This is a genomic window from Hydrogenophaga luteola, assembly GCF_042648585.1.
GTDB classification, from domain to species: domain Bacteria; phylum Pseudomonadota; class Gammaproteobacteria; order Burkholderiales; family Burkholderiaceae_C; genus Hydrogenophaga; species Hydrogenophaga luteola.
Map to the genome: position 1 here is coordinate 458,481 of NZ_JBHRXX010000005.1, position 22,538 is coordinate 481,018.

The window sequence follows — 22,538 nt, forward strand, 5'->3', positions numbered from 1 at the left end:
TTCAGGCCAGCTCGGGGACGTCGATGTCGCCCTCGAACACCGAGGTGGCCGGTCCGGTCATGAAGACCGGGGCGTCATGCGCCGCATTGTCGCGCCACGCGATGGTCAGGCGGCCGCCGCGCGTCTCGACGTCGACGCGCTCGTCCAGCAGGCCCAGGCGGATGCCGGCCACCACCGCCGCGCAGGCGCCAGTGCCGCAGGCCAGGGTTTCGCCCACGCCGCGCTCATACACACGCAGTCGCACGTTCGTACGGTCCACCACCTGCAGGAAGCCAGCGTTGACGCGCGCCGGGAACTGCACGTGGCGCTCGATCTGCGGACCCCAGGTGGACACGGGCGCCGTGTCCACGTTGTCCACCAGCAGCACCGCATGGGGATTGCCCATGGACAGCACGGCCACAGGCGCCACGTCGCCGCCGGTCAGCGGCAGCGTCCAGCGCTCGAAGTTCCCCATGGGCGTGGGCGCCTGGCCGGCGGCGTCGAAGGGCACGCGCGTCAGGTCGAAGATGGGCGCCCCCATGTCCACGGTCACGCGGCCGTCTTCATTCAGGGAAAGGCTGATCTCGCCGTGCTTCACCTTGACGCGGACCGGGTTCAGGTCGGTCAGGCCCTTGTCGCGAACGAAGCGCACGAAGCAGCGCGCACCGTTGCCGCAATGTTCGACTTCGCCACCGTCGGCGTTGTGAATCACGTACTCGAAGTCCACGCCGTCCGACGGCGCGGGGCGCACCGACAGGATCTGATCGGCGCCGACGCCGAAGTGGCGGTCGGCCAGGAAACGGTACTGGGCCGCGCTCAGGCCCAGGCGGCCGCGGGTCTCGTCGAGCACGACGAAGTCGTTGCCCGCGCCCTGCATTTTGGTGAAGTGCACTCGCATGGTTCGATTATCCGCCCACCCCGGTGCGCGCCGTGCCGGTGCATGCGCACCGCCGCGGACCGGCACGCACCTCGCGCGCCACACTGCGCACAAAGCCGGTGCTGTTTTGTATGCAATCTTGTGCAAATTGCATACAAAACAGCTGGCACGGCTCGTGCAACAGGCTCGGCATGGACGCAGAAACCCCCGCCCCCGCCGCCGTCGAACTGATCGCCCTGACCAAGCAGTACGGTCCGGGCGCCGTGGCCGTCGACGCCATCAACCTGCGCATCGCCGCCAACAGCTACTGCTGCCTGCTCGGCCCCTCGGGCTGCGGCAAGAGCACCACGCTGCGCATGATCGCGGGGCATGAGAGCACCACCAGCGGCGACATCCTGCTTGAGAACCGCAACATCACCAACCTGCCCGCCGCGGCGCGCGGCACGGCCATGATGTTCCAGAGCTTCGCGCTGTTTCCGCACCTCTCGGCGCTGGACAACGTCGCTTTCAGCCTGAAGATGAAAGGGGTGGCCAAGGCCGAGCGCCACGCCCGCGCACAGGATCTGCTGCAGCGCGTGGCCATGGGGCACCTGGCGCACCGCAAACCCGGCGAACTCTCCGGTGGCCAGCAGCAGCGCGTGGCGCTGGCGCGAGCCCTTATCACCCAGCCGCGCGTGCTGCTGCTGGACGAGCCGCTGTCCGCGCTCGACCCCTTCCTGCGCATCCAGATGCGCGCCGAGCTGCGCCACTGGCAGAAGGAGCTGGGTCTGACCTTCATCCACGTCACTCACAGCCAGGAAGAGGCGATGGCGCTGGCCGACACCATGGTGGTGATGAACCACGGCCGCATCGAACAGGCCGGACCGCCCCACACCGTCTACAACCGGCCGGCCAGCGAGTTCGTGGCCCGTTTCATGGGCGGCCACAACGTGCTGCAGACCGCCGACGGCAAAGTCGCTGTGCGCAACGACCACATCCGCCTGACCGAGGCCGGCAGCACCGGCTGGACCGCCACCGTGAGCGACGTGGAGTACCAGGGCACCTACGTGCTGCTGGGCCTGCAGCTCGACGGCGACGGTGGCGACCGGGGTGTGTCCGTGATGCTGCCCGAAGCGAGCTTTGTCGACCGCCCCTGGACCACCGGCGAGCGCGCCGACCTGAGCTGGAACCCGGCCCAGGCGCACGCCCTCGCCGCCTGAACCCGTCTGCTTGCCTTTCCCCTCCCCTGTCCCTCCCCACCTGAACCCAAGGAGTTCTCCATGTCCGATTCCACCGACCTCCCGCAAGACGGCCTGTCGCGCCGCAGCCTGCTGCAAGGCACCGCCGGCTTGGCCGGCATCCTGGCCAGCGGCCTCTCGCCGGCCATCGCACAGGAAAAGATCACCCTGCGCTACCTGGGCACCGCGGTGAACCAGGACAAGACCATCGCCGAGAAGTTCGAGAAGGACACCGGCATCAAGATCCAGTACGTGGCCGTGACCACCGACGACGTGACCAAGCGCGCCGTCACCGCGCCCAACAGTTTCGACCTGATCGACACCGAGTACTTCTCGCTCAAGAAGATCGTGCCGACCGGCAACCTCAAGGGCATCGACGTCAAGAAGATCAAGAACGCCGACAAGATCACCAGCCTGTTCACCACCGGCACCGTGGCCGGCAAGGCCGTGGGCGACCAGGGCACCGCGCCCAAGAAGGTGATCTTCCTGGAAGGCGAGAAGAGCAAGGTCTTCGCCAAGAGCCCGACCCAGTTCATGTCGCTGATCCCCACGGTCTACAACGCCGACACGCTGGGCATCCGCCCCGACCTGATCAAGCGCCCGATCGACAGCTGGAAGGAACTGCTCAACCCCGAATTCAAGGGCAAAGCCGCCATCCTGAACATCCCCTCCATTGGCATCATGGACGCCGCCATGGTGGTCGAGGCCATGGGCATCCACAAGTACGCCGACAAGGGCAACATGACCAAGGCCGAGATCGACCTGACGATCAAGACCCTGATCGAGGCCAAGAAGGCCGGCCAGTTCCGCGCGCTGTGGAAGGACTTCAACGAGTCCGTGAACCTGATGGCGTCGGGCGAAGTGGTGATCCAGTCGATGTGGAGCCCGGCTGTCACCGCCGTGCGCACCAAGGGCATCGCCTGCAACTTCCAGCCGCTCAAGGAGGGCTACCGCGCCTGGGCCGCCGGCTTCGGTCTGCCGGCCACCCTGTCGGGCCGCAAGCTCGACGGTGCCTACGAGTTCATCAACTGGTTCCTCGACGGCTGGGCCGGTGCGTACCTCAACCGCCAGGGCTACTACAGCGCCGTGCTGGACACCGCCAAGTCCAAGATGGAAGCCTACGAGTGGGCCTACTGGATGGAAGGCAAACCCGCCACCCAGGACATCAAGAGCCCCAACGGCGACGTGCTGGCCAAGGCCGGTGCGGTGCGCGACGGCGGCAGCTACGAAGCGCGCATGGGTGGCATCGCCTGCTGGAACGCGGTCATGGACGAGAACGAGTACATGGTCCGCAAGTGGAATGAATTCGTCGCCGCCTGACAACCCAGCCCTCTGAGCCCATGAGCACGAACACCGCCGTGACGGCCCCCGTCACCGACAGCCCCAACCGAACGCTGCACGCCTGGTGGCAGGCGGCGCCGTACACGCTGGTGTTCGTGCTGTTCTTCCTGATCCCGCTCGGCCTGGTGCTGATGGTCAGCTTCTGGGACTTCAACGAGTACGAACTGATCCCGGCCTTCACGGTCCGCAACTACCTGTCCATCTTCGAGGGCTGCTCGGCGCTCACCGAACACGGTGACTTCTGCGTCACGCTCTCGACCTATTTGTCCACGCTGAAGTTCAGCTTCCTGGTCTGGCTGATCACGCTGGTGCTGGGCTTTGCGGTGGCGTACTTCCTGGCCTTCCACGTGCGTTCCTCGGGCATGCAGACCGCGCTCTTCGTTCTGTGCACCGTACCGTTCTGGACATCGAACGTCATCCGCATGATTTCCTGGGTGCCGCTGCTGGGTCGCAACGGCCTGGTCAACCAGAGCCTGCAGGGCATCGGCCTGATCGACCAGCCCATCGAATGGCTGCTGTTCTCCGACTTCTCGGTGGTGCTGGCCTTCGTGCACCTCTACACCATGTTCATGATCGTGCCCATCTTCAACAGCATGATGCGCATCGACCGCAGCCTGCTCGAAGCCGCCAGCGACGCCGGGGCGAGCGCCTGGCAGACGCTGTGGAACGTCATCGTGCCGCTGTGCAAGACCGGCATCATCATCGGCTCGATCTTCGTCATCACCATCGTCATGGGCGACTTCGTGACCATCGGTGTCATGGGCGGCCAGCAGATCGCCTCGGTCGGCAAGATCATCCAGGTGCAGACCAGCTACCTGCAGTTCCCGCTGGCCGCGGCCAACGCGGTGATCCTGCTGGCCGTGGTGCTCATGATCATCTGGGGCCTGACGCGCCTCGTGGACATCCGGAAGGAACTCTGATCATGCAAGCCCGAGTCTCCGATGCGCGCGCCGCCGGTTTCTGGCCGCTGGCCATCGTATTCGCCCTGTTCGTGCTGTTCATGTACGGCCCGATGTTCGTGATCTTCGTGCTCTCCTTCCAGGGGCCGGAGGGCGGACTCACCTTCCCGATGCGGGGCTGGTCGCTGCACTGGTTCCGCCAGCTCGCAGAGGGCCTGGGCACGGTGGACATCGGCGCCGCCTTCACCCGCTCGCTGATGCTGGGCGCGGTGGTCATGGCCTTCACCGTGTTGCTGTCGGTGCTGGCGGGTCTGGCCTTCCGCAAGAAGCTCGCGGGTGGCAATGCGCTGTTCTACGTGACCGTGGCCAGCCTGATCATGCCGTCCATCATCGTGTCGCTGGGCATCGGCCTGCAGTTCCGCCTGCTCGACGGCGGGCTCAAATGGTTGCTCGAAGCCGCGGGCGCCACCACCACGCTGGAGGAATACGGCACCGCGCTGGGCCTGTTCACCTCGGCCCTGGGCGCACACCTGACCTGGACCCTGCCGTTCGGCCTGCTGATCATGTTCGCGGTGTTCAACCGCTTCAACCCGGCCTATGAAGAGGCGGCGCGCGACCTCGGCGCCACACCCTGGCAGACCTTCCGCCACGTCGTGCTGCCCCTCATCGGCCCCTCGGTGGTCGGCGTGGGCATGTTCGGCTTCACCCTCAGCTGGGACGAAATCGCCCGCACATCGCAGGCCATCGGCGATGTCAACACCCTGCCACTGGAGCTGCAAGGCCTCACAGCCACCGTCACCACGCCGGCCATCTACGCGCTGGGCACAGTGACCACGGTCGTGTCCTTCGCCGTGATGGGCATCACCGTCGGCCTCGCCCTCTGGCTGAAGAAGAAATGAAAACCGCCGCGACGCCGCTGTCCGACCAGGCGATCTACGAGCGCATGGTCTCAGCCATCCTCGACCACCAGCTGCCGCCCGGCACCAAGCTGGTGGAGGACCGGCTGGCGGCGGCCTTCGGCGTCTCGCGCACGCGCATCCGGCCGGTGCTGGTGCGGCTGGCCAACGAGAAGGTGGTCACGCTCACGCCCAACCGGGGCGCGGCGATTGCCGAGCCCAGCGAGCAGGAGGCGCACGAAGTGTTCGAGGTGCGGCGCATGATCGAGCCGCTGCTGGTCGAGCGCTTCATCGCCCAGGCCACCACCGCCCAGATCCAGGCGCTCAAGACCTGCATCCGCGACGAAGAGGCCGCGCGCAAGGCCGGTGACATGCGGCGCGCCATCCGGCTCTCGGGCGACTTCCACCTGCAGATCGCCGAACACGCCGGCCACCAGACCCTGGGCGGCATCCTGCGCGAACTGGTCTCGCGCACCTCGCTCATCCTCATGGCCTACAGCGCGCCACACGCCCAGGCGCGCGAGGACGCCACCGCCTGCGGCTGCCAGGAACACCGCGCCCTGCTCGCCGCCATCCAGCTGCGCGACGCCAAGGAAGCCGCGCGCCTGATGCGCGAGCACCTGGAGCGGCTGGAATCACAACTCAGTTTCACGTCCACACCGGAGGCGGCACCGGACCTGCTGGCGCTGTTCGGTTCATGAAACGGCTGCTGGTCATCAACCCCAACACCTCGGAGCGTGTCAGCGCGCTGCTGCAGCAGCACGTGCAGGCCGCTGCCGGATCGCACGTGGCGGTGCGCACCGTCACCGCCCGCTTCGGCGCGCCCTACATCGCCGACGAGGCCAGCTACGCGGTGGCTGCGCACGCGGCGCTGGACGCCTGGGCTGTCGACCTCGCAGGACCTCAGTCACCACCGGACGCGGTCCTCATCGGCTGCTTCGGCGACCCCGGCCTGATGGCGCTGCGCGAGTCCAGTCCGGCGCCCGTCACCGGTCTGGCCGAGGCCGCCTTCATCGAGGCCGCGCGCCACGGGCGCTACGCCATCGTCACCGGCGGCGAGCGCTGGGGCCCCATGCTGCAACGACTGGCGCAGGCCCTGGGTCAGGCGCAGCAGCTGGCCGGTATCCACACCGTGGCCCCCACCGGCGCGCAATTGGCCGCGGACCCGGCCGCCGCCCACCGTCTGCTGGCCCAGGCCTGCCGCGACGCGGCCCACCAGCTGGGCGTGCAGGCGGTCATCCTGGGAGGTGCCGGTCTTGCCGGCATGGCCGCGGTCGTGCAGGCCCAGGTGCCCGTGCCGGTGATCGACAGCGTGACCGCCGGCACCCACTGGGCACTGCGCACCACACCGCTGCCACCGGTGCGCCAGACGCCGGGCTTCGAAATCGCGTGGCAGGGCCTCTCGCCGGAAATGACCCGGCTCGGCCCTGGCAGTTGACTTGACCGCGGGCGTGGTGGCTCGGGTCACTGTCCGCTGGCGCAGAGCTGCTCTTCGTATTCCTGGCGAAGTCGCGCCCAGGTGCTCCACAGCGAGGGTGGCCGGCGGCCTTCGAGGTGAGCAGTCAACAACGCCAGGTGCGCATGCCAGCCCGCACAGACGTTCAAGATCAGGCGCTCACCGATCAGCTGGCTGTGCGTCAAGGTCAGCATCACACCGTCGCCGCGCGGCTCCAGTTCGATGCACACCTCGCCCACGCCGGGCCAGATGTAGCGCATCCGCCGCGGGGGATCGACGTCGATGAACTGGCAGGTGGCCCGGGACTCTTCCGGAAATCCGTCCGGCCGTTCAGCGCTGGATCCGGACAGGTCGTCGTTGCGCCACACCAGCTCGAACGAGGCGCCTGCGTGGAGCGGCATGGTTCCGCTGGCCAGCCAGCGGCGGCGCAGATCGCTGTCGGTCAGGTAGGACCACACCCGCTCGATGGAGCCGGGCAGCTGGCGCTGCAGGAGCAGCGTGTTCGCGTCGGTCAGGGTACCGCGCAGGTCGTTGAAATGCGAGTCGGTCATCGTGAACTCCGTTTGGGTGGGGGGGAAGTTTTCGGGGCGGTGCTTCGCTGCCGACGGGAGGGCGCCGCATCGCTGGCCGAGGCCGCGGCGCCTTCTTCGAGCAACAGCGCTTCCAGCCGATCCAGGCGGGCGTTCCAGAAGGCCTCGTATCGCCGCAGCCATTCGTCGGCAGCGCGCAGGGGAGCGGCATTCAGGTGGCACACGTGGATGCGGCCCAACACCTCGCGCGAGATGAGGCCGGCGCCTTCGAGCGCCTTGATGTGCTTGGACGCCGCCGCCAGCGACATGCTCAGCGGCTCGGCCAACTGGCCAACGGTCTGCTCGCCCTGCGCCAGGCGATGGAGCATCTGCCGCCGTGTCGGGTCACCCAGGGCGTGGAAGACGGCATCGAGTTGGGATTCTTGAAGTTCAACCATGTGGTTGAATGTATGACGCGAATCGACCTTTGTCAACCAACTGGTTGAATTTATTCAAATGGCATAGCGGGTGCAGTTCATCCGCCAGGAACCTGCCGGCAGGGGCTCTCGCAAACCCCAAGCCCGCGCGACGGCAATCACCCCGCGGTCCACGCACAATGTGCGCATGGTCCGCCCCACACAACTGCTCCACCCCCAGCGCGCACCCGCCCCGGTGCGCCCCGCCGCCACCGTGCTGCTGCTGCGCGATTCGCCGCAGGGCATCGAGGTGCTGATGACGCGCCGTTCGATGACGGCCAGCTTCGCGCCTGGTGCCTATGTGTTCCCCGGCGGTGGCATCGACGCCGACGACGAGCAGGCGCACGGCCAGTCCACCCGCAGGGCTACGCAAAGCGATGCTCACCTCACGCAGGCCATCGCCGCCATCCGCGAGAGCTTCGAGGAACTGGGCATCCTGCTCGCGCGCCGGGCCGACGGCTCGCACCTGTCCACTGCGCAGATCGCGGCACTCGACCGCCAGGCCCCGTTCGCAGCGCAGTGCGCAGAACAAGGGCTGACACTCTCGGGTGCGGAGGTTTTCGTGCTCGCGCACTGGATCACCGACCGCGACCTGCCACGCCGCTTCGACGTGCCTTTCCTCGTGGCGCGCATGCCAGAGGGCCAGGAACCGGTGGCAGACGAATCGGAGCAGTTCGAACCGCTGTGGGTGCGCCCGGCCGACGCGCTGGCGCGCCACGCCGCCGGCCAGTTCTTCATCATCTTCCCGACCATCCGCACGCTGGAACGGCTGCAGGCCTATCCCACCGTGGACGCTGTGTTGCAGGCCTGTGCGATCAACGACGAGCCGCTGTTTACCAGCTGCCCGCGCGCCGGCCTGATGAACGCCCACGAGTCGCGCCACATGGAGCACGAGGCGCCGTTCGGCGAACTCGCCCTGGTCTGCCCCGACGGTCTGATCGTGCACGAGCTGTCCTGGCAGACCGAGCGCCCGGTGCCGCTGCTCAAGAACGTGCAGCGCCTGACCGCACCCAACCCCGGCTTCATGACCGGACCCGGCACCAACAGCTACGTCGTCGGTGACCCGGCCACCGGTCACATCGTGATCGACCCCGGACCGGACGACGCAGGCCACATCGAGCGCCTCTGGCGCGCTGCGGGCGGCGACATCCGGGCCATCGTCTGCACCCATTCGCACGCCGACCACTCGCCCGGCGCGCCCCGACTGCAGGCGCTGTGCGCGGCAGCCGACCTCGGCCGACCGCCCATCCTGGGCCTGCCCAGCGCCCCCACCGCGCGCGCCGGCAGCCAGTTCACGCCGGAACGCGCGCTGGCCGACGGTGAACGCCTGGTCCTGGTCGGTGCAGACGGTGACCGGCTCAGCAGCCACACCCTGCAGGTCGTGCACACGCCCGGCCACGCAGCCAACCACCTCTGCCTGCTGCTGGAGGAAGACGGCCTGCTGTTTTCCGGCGACCACATCCTCAACGGCAGCACCACCGTGATCGACCCGCCCGACGGCCACATGGGCGACTACCTCGATTCGCTGGACAGGCTCGACCGGCTGTGCGAGCAACACGGTGTGCATTTCATCCTGCCCGCGCACGGCTACGTGCTGGGCGACCACCCGCGCAGCGCCGACAACCCGGCCTCGCCCGAACACGGCGGCGCACGCGCTGCCATCGCCCACCTGAAAGCCCACCGCCTCGCACGCGAAGCCAAGGTGGCGCGCGCGATGCAGACGATGCCCGACGGCACGATGGACGACTGGGTGAAGATTGCCTACGACGACGTGCCCGAGCGTCTGTGGCCGGTGGCCAAACGCTCCATGCTGGCGCACGTCGAACACATCCAGAGCCTGGGAGGATTCAACGCATGAGACCCCGCGACTGTGCAGCCCGGCTGCTGCTTCTGGCCATCACCCTGCCCGTCACCGCGTCCGCCAGCATGAACCTGGCTCTTGAAAAAGGCTGCCTGAGCTGCCACGGCACGCCGCCGCGCGGCAAGGCGCCGACCATGGCCGAGCTCGCCAGCCGCTACGCGTCCGCCAAGGGCAACGAAGCGGAAATCACCAAACTCACGGCCCACCTGCGCGAACACCACCTGTTCGGCGGCGTGCCAGCCCACGAGCGGCTGAGCGCCGAAGAGGCCGAGCGCTTCGTGCGCTGGTTGGTCGACGGCGGCCGCTGAAAGACCACCCCATGCGCATCGCCTTCGTCTCCGACATCCATGGCAACCTGGCCGCACTCGACGCGGTCATCGACGACATCGCCCGGCGCCAGGTCGACGAAGTCGTGAACCTGGGCGACACGCTCAGCGGCCCGCTGCTACCGCTGGAGACAGCCCAGCGCCTGCACCCCCTGCCCTGGCTGCATGTGGCCGGCAACCACGAGCGGCAGGTGCTGCGCCTGCCGCTGGAACGCCAGAATCCGTCCGACGCCTACACCAGCAGTCAGCTGGCAGAAGCCGACAAGTCCTGGCTGGCCAGCCATGCCGACCCGTGTGACCCCCGCCTGCACCGCGGCGAAGTCTGGCCCGAGCGCCTGGGTCGTGACGTGGCCCTGTGCCACGGCAGCCCGCGCAGCGACATCGAGTACCTGCTGGAAACCCCGGTCGGTGAAGAAGCGCGGCTGGCCACGCCGGACGAGATCATGGGACGGCTGGACGGCCGAATCCCGTCTCACATCACCCTGCTGGCCTGCGGGCATTCCCATGTGCCGCGGTTGGTGCGTCTGGGCAGCGGCCTGCTGATCGTCAACCCCGGCAGCGTGGGCCTGCCGGCCTACGACGACGACCACCCGTACCCGCAATCGACCTACCACCGCATCGAAACCGGCAGCCCGGATGCGCGCTACGCCATCGCCGAGAAGCGCGATGGCCGGTGGTTCTGCGAGCTGGTCAGCGTGCCCTATGACCACGAGTCGGCGGCACAGCAGGCCGACCTGCGCCAGCGCACAGATTGGTCGCATGCCTTGTGCACGGGCTGGATGCCGCGCTGAACGCCGGAGCAGCGCACAGGCACACCCTTGGCACGTCTGCTATACAGCATCCCCACGTCAACAGATGCGCCCCGATGAAACAACAACCCTGGAAACAACGACTGGACGCAGCAGCAGGCCTCTTCTTGGCCTGCTGTGCGAGCGCCTCCATGGCCTGCACGCCCAGCGAACCAGGATGCACGGCAGATAGCGGCGACTGGATGGTCTACATGCAGGAGCACCTGCCGCGCCAGCTCTGCGCAGCCCCTTCACCTTTCGTCGAATGCACATCGACCCCGTCCCAGTGTTCGGAACTGGCCACTGACGCAGTACAGGCATGCCTGGCAGAACATGCGCGCCGTATTCCCAGCATGCTGAACCGGGCAGAGGCGGGCGACTGGGGCGAGACCGTGGCGGACTGCGCAGGCAGACGAATCTTTTTGGGTGTCACCCAACGCGGCGCATTGAGCGCGGCCTGCAAACAGTGGCTGCAGCCAGCGGCATCCACCGGCCGAGCGGCGCCCCCGGATCGAACCGAACAGATGATCGCGCGCTCCCCCAGGCTCACACAACTGGACGCCGAGCTGAAACAGCTTGTGGTGGAACTCGAGGTGAACCACATGCTCATGGAGATCGACCACCCGGCACCCAATCCACACGGGGACGCCCAACGCGCGTGGCAGCAAGCCATCGCACAGCGGTGCGACTCACCGGTCTGCCTTGAGAAGGCCTACAAAAAGCGCATCAGGGAACTCAAAGCGGCCTTGAAGTAGCCTGGCCGCGTGCCTAGCCGCGCGCAAGCACGGTGCGCTGGTCATGCAGAAATAAAGTGTGAAGCGCGCCGATAAGCCGGATTCTGTGCACCCGGGTTGCCCCGGATGTGACCGCCATTCCTCTGGGCCGGGGGTCGCCCACCCGGCTCGGTGCTACCTACCCGCCAGCTCCGCGGAACCACATCAACGCTGGCCTATTTGGTATTGCTGCGCGTAGAGATTGCCCGTTTCACCCCGGCTGGTCTGCCTTGCGGCACTCCCACCGGACTCGTCTCTGTTGCTCTGATCCTCACCTTAGGGCCTTGCAGGTTGCCCTGCCCGACTGGTCGGTGGAGAGGTGTTACCTCCTACGCTGTCCTGTGCAGTCCGGACGTTCCTCCAGCACACCCTTTCGGGTCTCGTGCCAGCGGCGGTCTGGCGCGCTTCACGGACACGATTATCCCTGTTCAGATCAGTTTTCTGATCTTGCGGTGCCGCCACACCGTCTGGTAGTAGCCGCTCTGAAGCACCAGCATGGTCACATAGGCCACGGGGAACGCGATCCAGATGCCCTCCAGACCCAGGCGCGCATCCAGCAGATACGCCACCGGCAGCTGCACGCCCAGGATGCAGAACACCGAGATCGCCATCGGCACCAGCACGTCGCCACTGGCGCGCATGATGCCGCCGATCACCGCCTGGAAGCCGAACACAAGAATGCTCCAGAGCATCAGGTGCAGCAGGTGCTGGGCCTGCGCGTGCACGCTCTCCTGCGTGAGGAACAGGCCCAGCGCCCAGCCAGAGATGGCGTAGCCCAGCAGCACCAGCCCGCCGGTGAGCGCGGCGTTCAGGCCCAGGCCGGTCTTGAGGATGGCGCCCAGGCGCTCGGTGCGGCCCGCGCCGATGGTCTGCGCCGCGAGGATGGACGCCGTGATGGCGATGGAGAGCGCCGGGAACTGCACGTAGTTGACGATCTGCGTCACCGCCCCGTAGGCTGCCGTGGCCTGCGAGCCGTGGCCGTTGACCAGGGCCAGGATCACCAGCTCGGACAGCGAGATGACCACCATCTGCAGGCCCGTGGGAAGACCGATGCGCAAGACCTTGCCCAGGATGGGCCGGTCCAGTTTCAGCGCGTGCAGCAGCTGGCGGTCGGGCGCCAGCACGTGGTTCAGCCCCCGCAGGCGCAGCGTTAGAAACGTCAAGGCCGCCAGTTGCGACACGAAGCCCGCCAGCGCCGCGCTGCGGATGCCCAGGGGCGGCAGTCCGATCCAGCCCTTGATCAGCAGCGGGGTCAGCGCCAGGCCGACCGTGGTCGAGATGAGCAGCGCCAGCAGCGGCGAGACCGTGTCGCTGACCCCGCGCAGCAGCTGGGTGAGCAAGATGAACACCAGCAGCAGGGGCATGAACAGCATCATCATGCGGGCGTAGGCCACCGCGTCGTCCAGCACGTCGGCGGGCGTGCCCAGCGCCACCATGGCCTCGCGCGCGAACACTGTGCCGGCCACCGCGGCCACCAGGCCGATCACTGCACCCAGCGTGATCGCCGTGCCGGCAATGGCCTTGACCTTGTGCGGCTCGCGCGCGCCCCAGGCCTGGCCGATCAGCACCGAGGCTCCGGCGCCCAGGCCGATGATCAGCGAGATGAAGAAGAACACGATGGGGAACATGCCCGAGACCGCCGCCAGCGCGTGGGTGCCCAGCATCTGGCCGATGTAGATGCCGTTGAGCGTGCCCGAGAGGCCCTGCAGGATGTTCGACAGCACCATGGGCACGAGGAACAACAGATAAATGCGCCACAGGGGTTTGGTGGCGGGCGGATGGGAGGGGTCGAACGTCTGGGACATGGTTTATTTTACCCGGGTAAATTATTTTACCCGGGTGAATTTGGTGACAGCGGTTCTTGTGGACGCCCAGCGACAATAACGGCCTTCTCTGCTTGATGAACACAAGCCCCACGAGACCATGATCCGCATCGCCGAACTCAAACTGCCCCTGGCCGAGGTGCCCGCCGAGCACCGCCGCGCCGCCGACGCCCCCACCGAAACCGACCAGGATCGCGTGCCGCCGCCGCACCCGGCGGCCGCCCTCACCCGCCTGGCCGCCCAAGCGCTGCAGGTGGCCCCCGAGGCCATCGCCACACTGTCGGTGTTCAAACGCAGCTTCGATGCGCGCAAGGCCGACCTGCTGGCGGTCTACATCGTGGACGTGGCACTGGCCGACCCGTCGCTGGAACCGCGCCTGCTGGCGCAGCACGAGAAAAACCCCCACATCCTTCCCACGCCCGACATGGCCTGGCACCCACCCGGACATGCGCCGGCCGGCTGGCCCGCCGACGAGGCCGACCGGCCGGTGGTGATCGGTCTGGGCCCCTGCGGCCTGTTCACCGCCCTGGCGCTGGCGCAGATGGGTCTGAAGCCCATCGTGCTCGAACGCGGCAAGCCGGTGCGCGAACGCACCAAGGACACCTGGGGCCTGTGGCGCCGCAAGGTACTGAACCCGCAGAGCAACGTGCAGTACGGCGAGGGCGGCGCCGGCCTGTTCTCCGACGGCAAGCTCTACAGCCAGATCAAGGACCCGCGCTTCCTAGGCCGCAAGGTGATGCAGGAGTTCGTGGACGCCGGCGCGCCGACCGAGATCCTCTACCAGGCGCACCCGCACATCGGCACCTTCAAGCTGGTCAAGGTGGTCGAGGCCATGCGCGAGAAGATCGTGGCGCTGGGCGGCGAAATCCGCTTCCAGCACCAGGTCACGGGCGTGGTGCTGGCGCCGGCCGGCGAAGGCCAGCAGCGGCTCACCGCCCTGCGCGTGCAGCGGCTCGACACTGGCGACGCCATCGAAATGCCCGCACGCCACGCCGTCTTCGCGCTCGGCCACAGTTCGCGCGACACCTTTGCCATGCTGCACGACGCGGGCGTCTACCTCGAAGCCAAGCCGTTCTCGGTGGGTTTCCGCATCGAGCACCCGCAGGGCGTGATCGACCGCGCGCGCTGGGGCCGCCACGCCGGCCACCCGCTGCTGGGCGCCGCCGACTACAAGCTCGTGCACCACGCGAAGAACGGCCGCGCGGTCTACAGCTTCTGCATGTGCCCGGGTGGCACCGTGGTCGCCGCCACCAGCGAGCCCGGCCGCGTCGTCACCAACGGCATGAGCCAGTACTCGCGCAACGAGCGCAACGCCAACGCCGGCATGGTGGTCGGCATCGACCTGGCCGACTACCCGACGCGTTTCCCGCAGGATCTGCCGTTGTGGACCGCCGCCTTCGGCGAAACCGACGGCCCGCGCTACGCGAAAGAGGCTGAGTCCCTGGCCGCCAAAGGCCAGACGCACCCGCTGGCCGGCATCGTGCTGCAGCGCCAGCTCGAAGCCCGGGCGTTCGAGCTGGGCGGCCAAAGCTACGAGGCGCCGGGCCAGAAGGTCGGGGACTTCCTGGCGGGCCAACCATCCACGGCTTTCGGCGAAGTGCTGCCGTCCTACAAGCCCGGCGTGAAACCGGGCGATCTGGCCCCGGCCCTGCCGGCCTACGCCATCGAAGCGATGCGCGAGGCGCTGCCAGTGTTCGGCCGCAAGATCAAGGGCTACGACATGCCCGACGCCATGCTCACCGGCGTCGAGACCCGCACCAGCTCGCCGCTGCGCATCACGCGTGGCGACGACCTGCAGAGCCTGAACACGCGCGGCCTCTACCCGGCCGGCGAGGGCGCGGGTTATGCGGGCGGCATCCTCTCCGCAGGGGTCGACGGCATCAAGGTGGCCGAGGCGGTGAGCAAAGCCGTTCTCGGCGGCTGAACACCGCTGGTTACAACTGGCTCGCCAGCTTTACACCGGGTGCAGGCCGGCTTGACACAGGCCCCGCACAGTGGAGGCTCCTTCAACACACGGAGACCTCCATGAACTCCTCCCCCCGTTCCCTCCTGATCCCCGTCCTGACCGGCGTGATGGCCCTCGCCGGCACCAGCGCCGCACAGGCGCAGGACGAACGAGGTCGCGTGCTCAGCAGCACCCCGGTGATCCAGCAGGTTGCCGTGCCGCAGCAGGTCTGCCAGAACGTGACCGTGCGCGAGCCGGCCCGCACCTCCGGTGCCGGCGCCATCATGGGCGCGATTGCCGGCGGCGCGATGGGCAACGCCATCGGTGACGGCAACGGCCGCGCCGCGGCCACCGCCATCGGCCTGTTCGGTGGCGCCATCCTGGGCAACAAGATCGAAGGCAAAGGCCAGGCACACACCCGCACGGTGCAGGAGTGCAGCACGCAGAACGTGATGGAAAACCGCGTCGTGGCCTACAACGTGGTCTACGAATACGCAGGCCGCCAGTACAGCACCCAGATGCCGCAGGACCCCGGCCGCTGGGTCCCGGTCAGCGTGATGCCGGTCGGTGCTGCACCGGCCTACGGCCCCGGCTACCGCCCGCAGGCCTCGAACGCGCCGGAAGTGGTGCGCATCGGTGGCCAGCGCCCGTACCGCCACGACGACCGCCGCTGGCGCGAGCGCGACGACGAGCAGTGGGACCGCTACTACCGCTGAGTCCCAAGCAAATCAGCCAACAAAAAACGCGACCTTTGGGTCGCGTTTTTCATGGCCAGGAAAACATCACAGTTTCTGCAGCGCTGCGATGCGCTCTTCCATGGGCGGGTGGGTGGAGAACAGCTTGCCCAGACCGCCGGTGATACCCATGGCCTGCATGGTCTTGGGCAGTTCGCCCGGGGTCAGGCCGCCCAGGCGGGCCAGCGCGTTGATCATCGGCTGCTTGCGGCCCATCAGCTGGGCGGCGCCGGCGTCGGCGCGGAACTCGCGCTGGCGCGAGAACCAGGCCACGATGATGGCGGCGACGAAGCCCAGCACGATGTCCAGCACGATGGTGGTGACCATGTAGCCGATGCCGGGTCCGGAGTTGCTGTCGCTGCCACGGCGCAGGAAGCTGTCCACCGCGTAGCCGATCACGCGGCTGAGGAATACGACGAAGGTGTTCATCACGCCCTGGATCAGGGTCATGGTGACCATGTCGCCGTTGGCCACGTGGGCCACCTCGTGGCCGATCACGGCCTCGACCTCTTCCCGCGTCATGTTCTGCAGCAGGCCGGTGGACACCGCCACCAGGGCGGAGTTCTTGAAGGCGCCGGTGGCAAAGGCGTTGGGGGCGCCTTCATAGATGGCGACTTCGGGCATGCCGATGCCGGCCTTTTCGGCGAATTTCTGCACCGTCTGCACGATCCAGGCCTCGTCGGCCGTTTGCGGCTGGTTGATGACGCGCGCACCGGTGCTCATCTTGGCCATGGTCTTGCTCATCAGCAGCGAGATGGTTGCGCCGCCGAAGCCCATGATCAGCGAGAAGCCCGCCAGTGCGGTCATGTTCAGGCCGTTGGCCGTGAGGTAGCGGTCCACGCCCAGGATGCGCGAGGTGACCATCAGCACCGCCATCACGGCGACGTTGGTCAGAACGAACAGGAAGATGCGTTTCATGCAGGCTCCAAGGATTGAAACAAGGGTCGGATCATAGTGGGGGCCCCTGCCCCCGTTTCAAGCGCGGGATCAGACCTGCGGGAGCAGGTAGCGCCGTTCCCAGGCGGTCACTTCACGCAGGAAATGGTCGTGTTCCAGCGTCTTGACCGCCAGGTAGCCGCGCACGAAGCGCTCGCCCATCAGCCGGCTGGCGGTCTGGCTCCGAGCCATCTGATCCAGTGCGCCGTCAAAGGTTCGCGGCAGGCTGCGCGCCTGGTGGTAGCCGTTGCCGTTCACCGGCTCGGACGGTGCCATCCGCTCTTCGATTCCGGCCAGACCGGCCGCCAGCGTGGCCGCGATGGCCAGGTAGGGGTTGGCGTCGGCGCCAGCGAGCCGGTTTTCCACCCGGCGCGCAGCCGGGCCGCTGACCGGCACGCGCAGGCCGGCGGTGCGGTTGTCGAACCCCCACTGCACATTGGTCGGCGCCTGACTGCCGGCCACGTAGCGGCGGTAGCTGTTGACCGTGGGCGCGTAGACCAGCATCAGGTCGGGCGTGTAGATCTGCAGGCCGCCGATGAAGTGGAAGAAGGCCTCGCTGGCCGAGCCATCGGCCTGGCTGAACACATTGCGACCCTGCGCATCCACCACGCTCTGGTGCAGGTGCATCGAACTGCCTGCCTGGCCGGCGACGGGCTTGGCCATGAAAACGGCGTTCAGCCCGTGCTGCAGCGCGATCTCGCGCGCCGCGGTCTTGAACAGGAAGGCCTGGTCCGCCACCGCCACCGGGTCGCCATGCAGCAGGTTGATCTCGTACTGGTTTTCGCCCACCTCGTGCAGCCAGGTGTCGGCGCGGATGCCCAGGCCGTCGATGGCGGCGTGAAAGGCGTCCCAGAACGGCGCCAGCTCGTTCAGCGCGTTCAGGCTGAAGGCCGACTGGCCCACCTCGGGCCGGCCGCCTTTGCCGGTGGGCGAGGCCAGCGGCTGCGCCGGGTCGGTCATGGCGGCGGTCAGGTAGAACTCGATCTCGGGCGCCACCACCGGGGTCAGACCCTTCGCGGCGTAACGCGCGACCACGTTCTTGAGCACCGAGCGCGGCGCAAACTCGCACAGGCTGCCGTCCATTTCGTAGGCGTCGTGCACCGCCAGATAGCGCGGCACGCTGGCCCAGGGCGAGCGCTTGAGCGTCGCCAGGTCGGGCACCAGGCGCACGTCCGGGTCGCTGTCCGGGAAGATGGGGTCGTAGCTGTAATCGCCCGTCACGCACTGCATCGGAATCGCCTGGCAGATGCGCAGCTCGGAGCCGCCGGCGAAGCTCGCGGCGGGCATGAGTTTGCCGCGCGGGTAGCCAGTGACGTCGGCAAACAGGCACTCCACGTCGCGCACACCGGTCTCCCGGAAGTGGGCGGCCAGGGTGGCGCGGTCGACGTCCAGCGAGAGGTTCAGGTGAGACCAGTTGGGCGAGACGGAAGAGGTCATGTCGTCGGGGCAAAAGCGGTTCGGGGCGGCCGGAACACGGTGGCGTCGTCGTAGAACGCCGGGTCCTGGTTCGCCGGCCACCAGCCCGGCACACCCAGCACAGGCAGCGGGGTGAAGGGTTTGGTCGCCAGCTTGGCCGAGGTCAGTTGCGCTGCCAGCCAGCGGTCCCAGGCCGCCACGTCGCCCCCCAGTTCAGGGGGCACAGGCGCCCGGTAGACATGCCCGGTGATGGACTTGTAGGGAGAGACCAGCTTCTCGGTCAGCGCGTGGCCGAACAGTACCAGCCGGGTCTGCCCCCACAGGGACCGCAGGCCCACGAACAGTCGGATCCACTCGCGCGCGACAAGGGCTTCCCAGATCGCGTCGGGCGCCTGCAGCAGCACCGCGTTTTCGTCGAACAGGGTGATCGCGTCGCGCACGGGCCCGCGCACCTGGCCCACGCCGGCCTGGGCGATTTCGGCCGCCTGCAGCCGGTTGAGCAGGCGTTTGGTGGCGGGGAAGCGTTGCCAGACCAGGCCATTGAAGAAGTCGTGCAAGCCTTCGCGCGTTGGCACCGAACCGGTCTCAAAGATGAACTGCTCGTAGGCCACGCCTTCGGGCAGATCGCCCTGCGGCACGAAGCGCGGGCCGGCGGCGCCGATGTGGCGGTTCAGCGCCTGCGGCAGCGGAACGCCCTGCTCACAGGCCGCACGCACCGCCGCCCCGTCGGCCGCGAAGGGTGCGTTCCAGGGCTGTGACCAGTCGGGCGCGGGCCAGCCGGCGACGGCGTTGCCGACGGCGCACATGCCCCGATCACCCCACCAGTTGCCAGGGCAGCGCCTCGCCCGAGCGCAGCGGCTTGAGCTCGGCCTCGCCGAAGGCAAAGCTCTCGGGCGGCGTCCAGCTCTGCTTGCGCAGGGTGATGGTGCCGGTGTTGCGCGGCAGGCCGTAGAAGGCCGGGCCGTTGAAGCTGGCGAAGGCTTCGAGCTTGTCCAGCGCGCCCGCCGCCTCGAAGGCCTCGGCGTACATCTCGATGGCGGCGTGCGCGGTGTAGCAGCCGGCGCAGCCGGTGGCGTGCTCCTTCAGGTGGGCCGGGTGCGGCGCGCTGTCGGTGCCCAGGAAGAACTTCGCATTGCCGCCGGTGGCCGCGGCCACCAGGGCCTGGCGGTGGGTTTCGCGCTTGAGCACCGGCAGGCAGTAGTAATGCGGGCGGATGCCGCCGGTGAAGATGGCGTTGCGGTTGTAGAGCAGATGGTGGGCGGTGATGGTGGCGCCCAGGTTGGCGTCGGCCTCGGCCACGTACTGCGCGGCCTCCTTGGTCGTGATGTGCTCCATCACGATCTTCAGGCCCGGGAAGTCCTTGCGCAGGGGTTCGAGCTGCTGCTCGATGAACACCGCCTCGCGGTCGAACAGGTCGATGTCGGGGCTGGTGACTTCGCCGTGCACCAGCAGCAGCACGCCGGCCTTCTGCATCGCCTCCAGGGTCTTGTAGGTCTTGCGGATGTCGGTCACGCCGGCGTCGCTGTTGGTGGTGGCGCCGGCCGGGTAGAGCTTGCAGGCCACCACGCCGGCGTCCTTGGCGCGGGCGATCTCGTCGGCCGGCAGGTTGTCGGTGAGGTACAGGGTCATCAGCGGCTCGAAGGCCACGCCGGCCGGCACGGCGGCGCGGATGCGGTCGGCGTAGGCCGTGGCCTGGGCCGCGGTGGTCACCGGCGGCTTGAGGTTGGGCATGATGATCGCGCGGCCGAACTGGGCCGCTGTGTGCGGCACGACCGTGTTCAGGGCGGCGCCGTCGCGCACGTGCAGGTGCCAGTCGTCGGGGCGGGTGATGGTGAGGGTATCGGGTGTCATGGGGCTGCTCAAAGATCGCGCGGATTGTCCCATGGGACCTACAGGCCGTGCGCCACTTCCAAGCAGCGCAGGAAGGTCTGCGCCAGCCGATCGGACGATGAAGCGCCCCGGGTGACGGCCACAAAATCCACCGTATAGCCCAGTTCGGGCAGGGCCACGCGGCGCATGAGGCCTTGCGCCACAAAGGGTGCCGCATAGTGGTCGGGCAGGAAACCGACGCAGCAGCCCGAACGCACCAGCAAGGCCACGGCCTCCTGGTCGTTGACCATGGCGCTGCGCTTGAGGCCGAAGCGGCGCGTGACCTCCATATTCGGCGAATGAAAGGCCAGGCCGGCGCAGTCGGCCTGGCGCACATCGTCCAGCGTCGCCTGCGGCTGCTCGAACAGGGGATGCTCGCGGCCACAGTACAGGTGCATCTGCTCGTCGAACAGCGGCGTGTAGTGCAGGCTTTGCGAACGCCGGTGGTCGGGCACCACGGCCACATGCAGCTGGCCATCGATCACACCGGGTTCCAGCACATTGAGCGCGCCCACGGTCAAGTCCAGCCGCACCTGCGGCGCCTGCTCGCGAAAGGCACGCAGGGCCCGGTCGACTCGCGCCGCCGGGTTGGTGACGGTCTTGTCGAACAGCCCGATGCGCAAAGTCCCGGTCAGCTCACCGTGCATCTGGCCGACGTGGTTGCGGAACGATTCCAGCGCCCCCAGCAGGTTCAGGGTGTCGGCATGCACCCGCCGGCCTTCATCGGTCAGCGCAAAGCCGCCACGCCCGCGCCGGCACAGCACCAGCCCGAGCCGCTGCTCCAGGTCCTTGACATGGCGACTGATGGTGGAACGGCCGATGTTGAGTTCCAGCTCGGCCGCCGCCATGCCGCCACAGTCGACCACCGCCTTGAACACCTTGAGCAGCCGGATGTCGGTGTCGCCGACCTGCCCCAGCCACGCCTTGGATTGCGCCACGAAGACCACCCTTCAATGTTTCATTTATCTGCAACTGAACAGCGCCATGTTGCAGTTTGAAGAATACCGTGGCCGCCTCACAATCACCAAACTGTTTGCCCCTCACAGGATTTGCCACCATGGACATGACCGACCTGCAAGCCACCGCCGGCCTGACCGCCGCCCAGCTCGACGCCCACTGGATGCCCTTCTCGGGCAACCGCCAGTTCAAGGCCGACCCGCGTCTCATCACGGGCGCCGAAGGCGTGCACCTGATCGACGCCCAGGGCCGCCGCATCCTCGACGGCCTGTCGGGGCTGTGGACCTGCGGGCTGGGGCATTGCCGCAGCGAGATCAGCCGGGCCATCGCCCAGCAGGCGGCCACGCTGGACTATTCGCCAGCCTTCCAGTTCGGCCACCCGGCCGCCTTCCAGCTGGCCGAGAAGATCGTGCAGCACATGCCCGAAGGCCTGAACCATGTGTTCTACACAGGCTCGGGCTCGGAATCGGCCGACACCTCGCTGAAGATGGCGCGCGCCTACTGGCGCCTCAAGGGCCAGGCCAGTAAGACCCGCTTCATCGGTCGAGAAAAGGGCTACCACGGCGTGAACTTCGGCGGCATCTCGGTCGGCGGCATCGGCGGCAACCGCAAAACCTTCGGCCAGGGGATTGAGGCCGATCACCTGCCTCACACCCAGCCGGTGGCCGGCTCCTTCGTCAAGGGCATGCCCGCCGAAGGCGGCGAGGCGCTGGCCAACCGCCTGCTGGACATCATTGCCCTGCACGATGCCAGCAACATCGCGGCCGTGATCGTGGAGCCCTTCTCGGGTTCGGCAGGCGTGGTGATTCCGCCCGTGGGCTATCTGCAGCGCCTGCGCGAGATCTGCACGCAAAACAACATCCTGCTGATCTTCGACGAGGTCATCACGGGCTTTGGTCGCTGCGGCGCCTGGACCGGTGCCGAAGCCTTCGGCGTCACACCCGACATCCTCAACTTCGCCAAACAGGTCACCAACGGCGCCGTGCCCCTGGGCGGCGTGGTCGCCACCTCGGAGATTTACAACACCTTCCTGGCCGCGGGCGGCCCCGACTACATGGTCGAATTCGCGCACGGCTACACCTACTCGGCACACCCGCTGGGCTGCGCCGCCGGCATGGCCACGCTGGATCTGCTTGAAAAGGAAGACGCGCCGGCACAAGTGCGCGCGCTGGCACCACATTTCGAGCAGGCGGTGCACAGCCTCCGGGGTGCGAAGCACGTGATGGACATCCGCAACTACGGACTGGCCGCTGGCCTGACCATCGCGCACGCGCCAGGCGAGCCTGCCAAGCGACCCTACCAGGTGGCCATGCACTGCTGGAAGAATGGCTTCTACGTGCGCTACGGGGCCGACACCATCCAGCTCGCGCCGCCCTTCATCACCACACCCGCACAGATCGACTCGCTGGTCAACGCGGTGGGCGAGGCTCTGGCCGCCACCGCCTGACGCCCCCACCGCG

Annotated in this window: 22 protein-coding genes and 1 other RNA gene; 13 read left to right on the forward strand and 10 right to left on the reverse strand. The window is 67.8% G+C overall.

Annotated elements, in window-relative coordinates; genetic code table 11:
- Nucleotide 1: 1 nt before the first annotated feature.
- The gene (gene dapF / locus ACFOPI_RS12265) at nucleotides 2-877 is read right to left on the reverse strand and encodes a diaminopimelate epimerase (RefSeq protein WP_382174211.1); all 876 of its coding nucleotides are present in this window, start codon (nucleotides 875-877) and stop codon (nucleotides 2-4) included.
- 170 nt (nucleotides 878-1,047) lie between these two features.
- On the opposite strand from dapF, the gene ACFOPI_RS12270 reads away from it, so the two are divergent.
- From ACFOPI_RS12270 to ACFOPI_RS12295, 6 genes are read left to right on the forward strand one after another with little or no spacing between them, the layout of a single operon-like run.
- Entirely contained in the window at nucleotides 1,048-2,055 is a 1,008-nt protein-coding gene (locus ACFOPI_RS12270) for an ABC transporter ATP-binding protein (RefSeq protein ID WP_382174213.1), read from the forward strand.
- 60 nt (nucleotides 2,056-2,115) lie between these two features.
- Nucleotides 2,116-3,393, forward strand: coding sequence for an ABC transporter substrate-binding protein (locus ACFOPI_RS12275; RefSeq protein WP_382174215.1), 1,278 nt, complete (start codon nucleotides 2,116-2,118; stop codon nucleotides 3,391-3,393).
- 20 nt (nucleotides 3,394-3,413) lie between these two features.
- On the forward strand, nucleotides 3,414-4,334 hold the full coding sequence (locus ACFOPI_RS12280; RefSeq protein WP_382174216.1) for an ABC transporter permease: 921 nt from the start codon (nucleotides 3,414-3,416) through the stop codon (nucleotides 4,332-4,334).
- Nucleotides 4,335-4,336: 2 nt separating this feature from the next.
- Nucleotides 4,337-5,212: an ABC transporter permease gene (locus tag ACFOPI_RS12285; protein ID WP_382174218.1), complete on the forward strand. Its 876-nt coding sequence runs from the start codon at nucleotides 4,337-4,339 to the stop codon at nucleotides 5,210-5,212.
- Nucleotides 5,209-5,910, forward strand: coding sequence for a GntR family transcriptional regulator (locus tag ACFOPI_RS12290; protein WP_382174219.1), 702 nt, complete (start codon nucleotides 5,209-5,211; stop codon nucleotides 5,908-5,910). Before ACFOPI_RS12285 ends, ACFOPI_RS12290 begins: the two co-directional genes overlap by 4 nt.
- A complete protein-coding gene (locus tag ACFOPI_RS12295) occupies nucleotides 5,907-6,647 on the forward strand; it encodes an aspartate/glutamate racemase family protein (protein WP_382174221.1) in 741 nt (246 codons plus the stop codon). Before ACFOPI_RS12290 ends, ACFOPI_RS12295 begins: the two co-directional genes overlap by 4 nt.
- Before the next feature lie 26 nt (nucleotides 6,648-6,673).
- On the opposite strand, the gene ACFOPI_RS12300 is transcribed toward ACFOPI_RS12295, so the two are convergent.
- Together ACFOPI_RS12300 and ACFOPI_RS12305 are read right to left on the reverse strand one after the other, a co-directional pair.
- Complete coding sequence (locus ACFOPI_RS12300; protein ID WP_382174223.1) at nucleotides 6,674-7,216, reverse strand: SRPBCC family protein; 543 nt, start codon at nucleotides 7,214-7,216, stop codon at nucleotides 6,674-6,676.
- Nucleotides 7,213-7,632 carry an ArsR/SmtB family transcription factor gene (locus ACFOPI_RS12305; RefSeq protein WP_382174225.1) on the reverse strand — a complete coding sequence of 140 codons (420 nt, stop codon included), beginning with the start codon at nucleotides 7,630-7,632 and terminating at the stop codon, nucleotides 7,213-7,215. The genes ACFOPI_RS12300 and ACFOPI_RS12305 overlap by 4 nt, the downstream gene beginning before the upstream one ends.
- A 166-nt stretch (nucleotides 7,633-7,798) precedes the next feature.
- Here ACFOPI_RS12305 and ACFOPI_RS12310 point away from each other — a divergent pair, with 166 nt between their 5' ends.
- From ACFOPI_RS12310 to ACFOPI_RS12325, 4 genes are all read left to right on the forward strand, one after another.
- Nucleotides 7,799-9,508: an MBL fold metallo-hydrolase gene (locus ACFOPI_RS12310; protein ID WP_382174227.1), complete on the forward strand. Its 1,710-nt coding sequence runs from the start codon at nucleotides 7,799-7,801 to the stop codon at nucleotides 9,506-9,508.
- Nucleotides 9,505-9,819, forward strand: a complete 315-nt coding sequence (locus ACFOPI_RS12315) for a c-type cytochrome (protein WP_382174228.1) — start codon at nucleotides 9,505-9,507, stop codon at nucleotides 9,817-9,819. The genes ACFOPI_RS12310 and ACFOPI_RS12315 overlap by 4 nt, the downstream gene beginning before the upstream one ends.
- 11 nt (nucleotides 9,820-9,830) lie before the next feature.
- On the forward strand, nucleotides 9,831-10,628 hold the full coding sequence (locus tag ACFOPI_RS12320; protein WP_382174229.1) for a metallophosphoesterase family protein: 798 nt from the start codon (nucleotides 9,831-9,833) through the stop codon (nucleotides 10,626-10,628).
- 74 nt (nucleotides 10,629-10,702) lie between these two features.
- Nucleotides 10,703-11,380: a hypothetical protein gene (locus ACFOPI_RS12325; RefSeq protein WP_382174230.1), complete on the forward strand. Its 678-nt coding sequence runs from the start codon at nucleotides 10,703-10,705 to the stop codon at nucleotides 11,378-11,380.
- Nucleotides 11,381-11,436: 56 nt separating this feature from the next.
- Here the strand turns inward: ACFOPI_RS12325 and rnpB are convergent.
- Together rnpB and ACFOPI_RS12335 are read right to left on the reverse strand one after the other, a co-directional pair.
- An RNA gene (gene rnpB / locus ACFOPI_RS12330) (RNase P RNA component class A) lies at nucleotides 11,437-11,806 on the reverse strand.
- A 20-nt stretch (nucleotides 11,807-11,826) separates the two neighbouring features.
- Complete coding sequence (locus tag ACFOPI_RS12335; RefSeq protein WP_382174232.1) at nucleotides 11,827-13,203, reverse strand: MATE family efflux transporter; 1,377 nt, start codon at nucleotides 13,201-13,203, stop codon at nucleotides 11,827-11,829.
- Between the two features lie 118 nt (nucleotides 13,204-13,321).
- Here ACFOPI_RS12335 and ACFOPI_RS12340 point away from each other — a divergent pair, with 118 nt between their 5' ends.
- Together ACFOPI_RS12340 and ACFOPI_RS12345 are read left to right on the forward strand one after the other, a co-directional pair.
- A complete protein-coding gene (locus ACFOPI_RS12340; RefSeq protein ID WP_382174234.1) occupies nucleotides 13,322-15,145 on the forward strand; it encodes an NAD(P)/FAD-dependent oxidoreductase in 1,824 nt (607 codons plus the stop codon).
- Nucleotides 15,146-15,246: 101 nt separating this feature from the next.
- Nucleotides 15,247-15,882: a glycine zipper 2TM domain-containing protein gene (locus ACFOPI_RS12345; RefSeq protein ID WP_382174236.1), complete on the forward strand. Its 636-nt coding sequence runs from the start codon at nucleotides 15,247-15,249 to the stop codon at nucleotides 15,880-15,882.
- Between the two features lie 66 nt (nucleotides 15,883-15,948).
- Here the strand turns inward: ACFOPI_RS12345 and htpX are convergent, their stop codons facing one another.
- The 5 genes from htpX to ACFOPI_RS12370 form a co-directional block, all read right to left on the reverse strand.
- Complete coding sequence (gene htpX, locus ACFOPI_RS12350; protein WP_382174239.1) at nucleotides 15,949-16,818, reverse strand: protease HtpX; 870 nt, start codon at nucleotides 16,816-16,818, stop codon at nucleotides 15,949-15,951.
- Nucleotides 16,819-16,887: 69 nt separating this feature from the next.
- A complete protein-coding gene (locus ACFOPI_RS12355) occupies nucleotides 16,888-18,273 on the reverse strand; it encodes a glutamine synthetase family protein (protein ID WP_382174241.1) in 1,386 nt (461 codons plus the stop codon).
- The gene (locus ACFOPI_RS12360) at nucleotides 18,270-19,058 is read right to left on the reverse strand and encodes a DUF3025 domain-containing protein (RefSeq protein ID WP_382174242.1); all 789 of its coding nucleotides are present in this window, start codon (nucleotides 19,056-19,058) and stop codon (nucleotides 18,270-18,272) included. The genes ACFOPI_RS12355 and ACFOPI_RS12360 overlap by 4 nt, the downstream gene beginning before the upstream one ends.
- 7 nt (nucleotides 19,059-19,065) lie before the next feature.
- Nucleotides 19,066-20,103, reverse strand: coding sequence for a dihydroorotase (gene pyrC / locus ACFOPI_RS12365; protein ID WP_382174243.1), 1,038 nt, complete (start codon nucleotides 20,101-20,103; stop codon nucleotides 19,066-19,068).
- Nucleotides 20,104-20,141: 38 nt separating this feature from the next.
- Nucleotides 20,142-21,059 carry a LysR family transcriptional regulator gene (locus ACFOPI_RS12370; RefSeq protein WP_382174245.1) on the reverse strand — a complete coding sequence of 306 codons (918 nt, stop codon included), beginning with the start codon at nucleotides 21,057-21,059 and terminating at the stop codon, nucleotides 20,142-20,144.
- 119 nt (nucleotides 21,060-21,178) lie between these two features.
- Between ACFOPI_RS12370 and ACFOPI_RS12375 the strand changes: the two genes are divergently transcribed.
- A complete protein-coding gene (locus tag ACFOPI_RS12375; RefSeq protein WP_382174247.1) occupies nucleotides 21,179-22,525 on the forward strand; it encodes an aspartate aminotransferase family protein in 1,347 nt (448 codons plus the stop codon).
- The last annotated feature ends 13 nt before the right edge of the window (nucleotides 22,526-22,538 follow it).

Excerpts from the sequence above, each read along its gene's own strand:
- ACFOPI_RS12345 (WP_382174236.1), top strand. The coding sequence starts at position 15,247 with ATGAACTCCTCCCCCCGTTCCCTCCTGATCCCCGTCCTGACCGGCGTG.
- ACFOPI_RS12295 (WP_382174221.1), top strand. The coding sequence starts at position 5,907 with ATGAAACGGCTGCTGGTCATCAACCCCAACACCTCGGAGCGTGTCAGC.
- ACFOPI_RS12270 (WP_382174213.1), top strand. The coding sequence starts at position 1,048 with ATGGACGCAGAAACCCCCGCCCCCGCCGCCGTCGAACTGATCGCCCTG.
- ACFOPI_RS12360 (WP_382174242.1), bottom strand. The coding sequence starts at position 19,058 with ATGTGCGCCGTCGGCAACGCCGTCGCCGGCTGGCCCGCGCCCGACTGG.
- ACFOPI_RS12340 (WP_382174234.1), top strand. The coding sequence starts at position 13,322 with ATGATCCGCATCGCCGAACTCAAACTGCCCCTGGCCGAGGTGCCCGCC.
- ACFOPI_RS12335 (WP_382174232.1), bottom strand. The coding sequence starts at position 13,203 with ATGTCCCAGACGTTCGACCCCTCCCATCCGCCCGCCACCAAACCCCTG.
- ACFOPI_RS12280 (WP_382174216.1), top strand. The coding sequence starts at position 3,414 with ATGAGCACGAACACCGCCGTGACGGCCCCCGTCACCGACAGCCCCAAC.
- ACFOPI_RS12285 (WP_382174218.1), top strand. The coding sequence starts at position 4,337 with ATGCAAGCCCGAGTCTCCGATGCGCGCGCCGCCGGTTTCTGGCCGCTG.
- ACFOPI_RS12315 (WP_382174228.1), top strand. The coding sequence starts at position 9,505 with ATGAGACCCCGCGACTGTGCAGCCCGGCTGCTGCTTCTGGCCATCACC.
- ACFOPI_RS12300 (WP_382174223.1), bottom strand. The coding sequence starts at position 7,216 with ATGACCGACTCGCATTTCAACGACCTGCGCGGTACCCTGACCGACGCG.
- htpX (WP_382174239.1), bottom strand. The coding sequence starts at position 16,818 with ATGAAACGCATCTTCCTGTTCGTTCTGACCAACGTCGCCGTGATGGCG.
- ACFOPI_RS12375 (WP_382174247.1), top strand. The coding sequence starts at position 21,179 with ATGGACATGACCGACCTGCAAGCCACCGCCGGCCTGACCGCCGCCCAG.
- ACFOPI_RS12290 (WP_382174219.1), top strand. The coding sequence starts at position 5,209 with ATGAAAACCGCCGCGACGCCGCTGTCCGACCAGGCGATCTACGAGCGC.
- pyrC (WP_382174243.1), bottom strand. The coding sequence starts at position 20,103 with ATGACACCCGATACCCTCACCATCACCCGCCCCGACGACTGGCACCTG.
- ACFOPI_RS12325 (WP_382174230.1), top strand. The coding sequence starts at position 10,703 with ATGAAACAACAACCCTGGAAACAACGACTGGACGCAGCAGCAGGCCTC.
- dapF (WP_382174211.1), bottom strand. The coding sequence starts at position 877 with ATGCGAGTGCACTTCACCAAAATGCAGGGCGCGGGCAACGACTTCGTC.
- ACFOPI_RS12305 (WP_382174225.1), bottom strand. The coding sequence starts at position 7,632 with ATGGTTGAACTTCAAGAATCCCAACTCGATGCCGTCTTCCACGCCCTG.
- ACFOPI_RS12355 (WP_382174241.1), bottom strand. The coding sequence starts at position 18,273 with ATGACCTCTTCCGTCTCGCCCAACTGGTCTCACCTGAACCTCTCGCTG.
- ACFOPI_RS12275 (WP_382174215.1), top strand. The coding sequence starts at position 2,116 with ATGTCCGATTCCACCGACCTCCCGCAAGACGGCCTGTCGCGCCGCAGC.
- ACFOPI_RS12310 (WP_382174227.1), top strand. The coding sequence starts at position 7,799 with ATGGTCCGCCCCACACAACTGCTCCACCCCCAGCGCGCACCCGCCCCG.
- ACFOPI_RS12320 (WP_382174229.1), top strand. The coding sequence starts at position 9,831 with ATGCGCATCGCCTTCGTCTCCGACATCCATGGCAACCTGGCCGCACTC.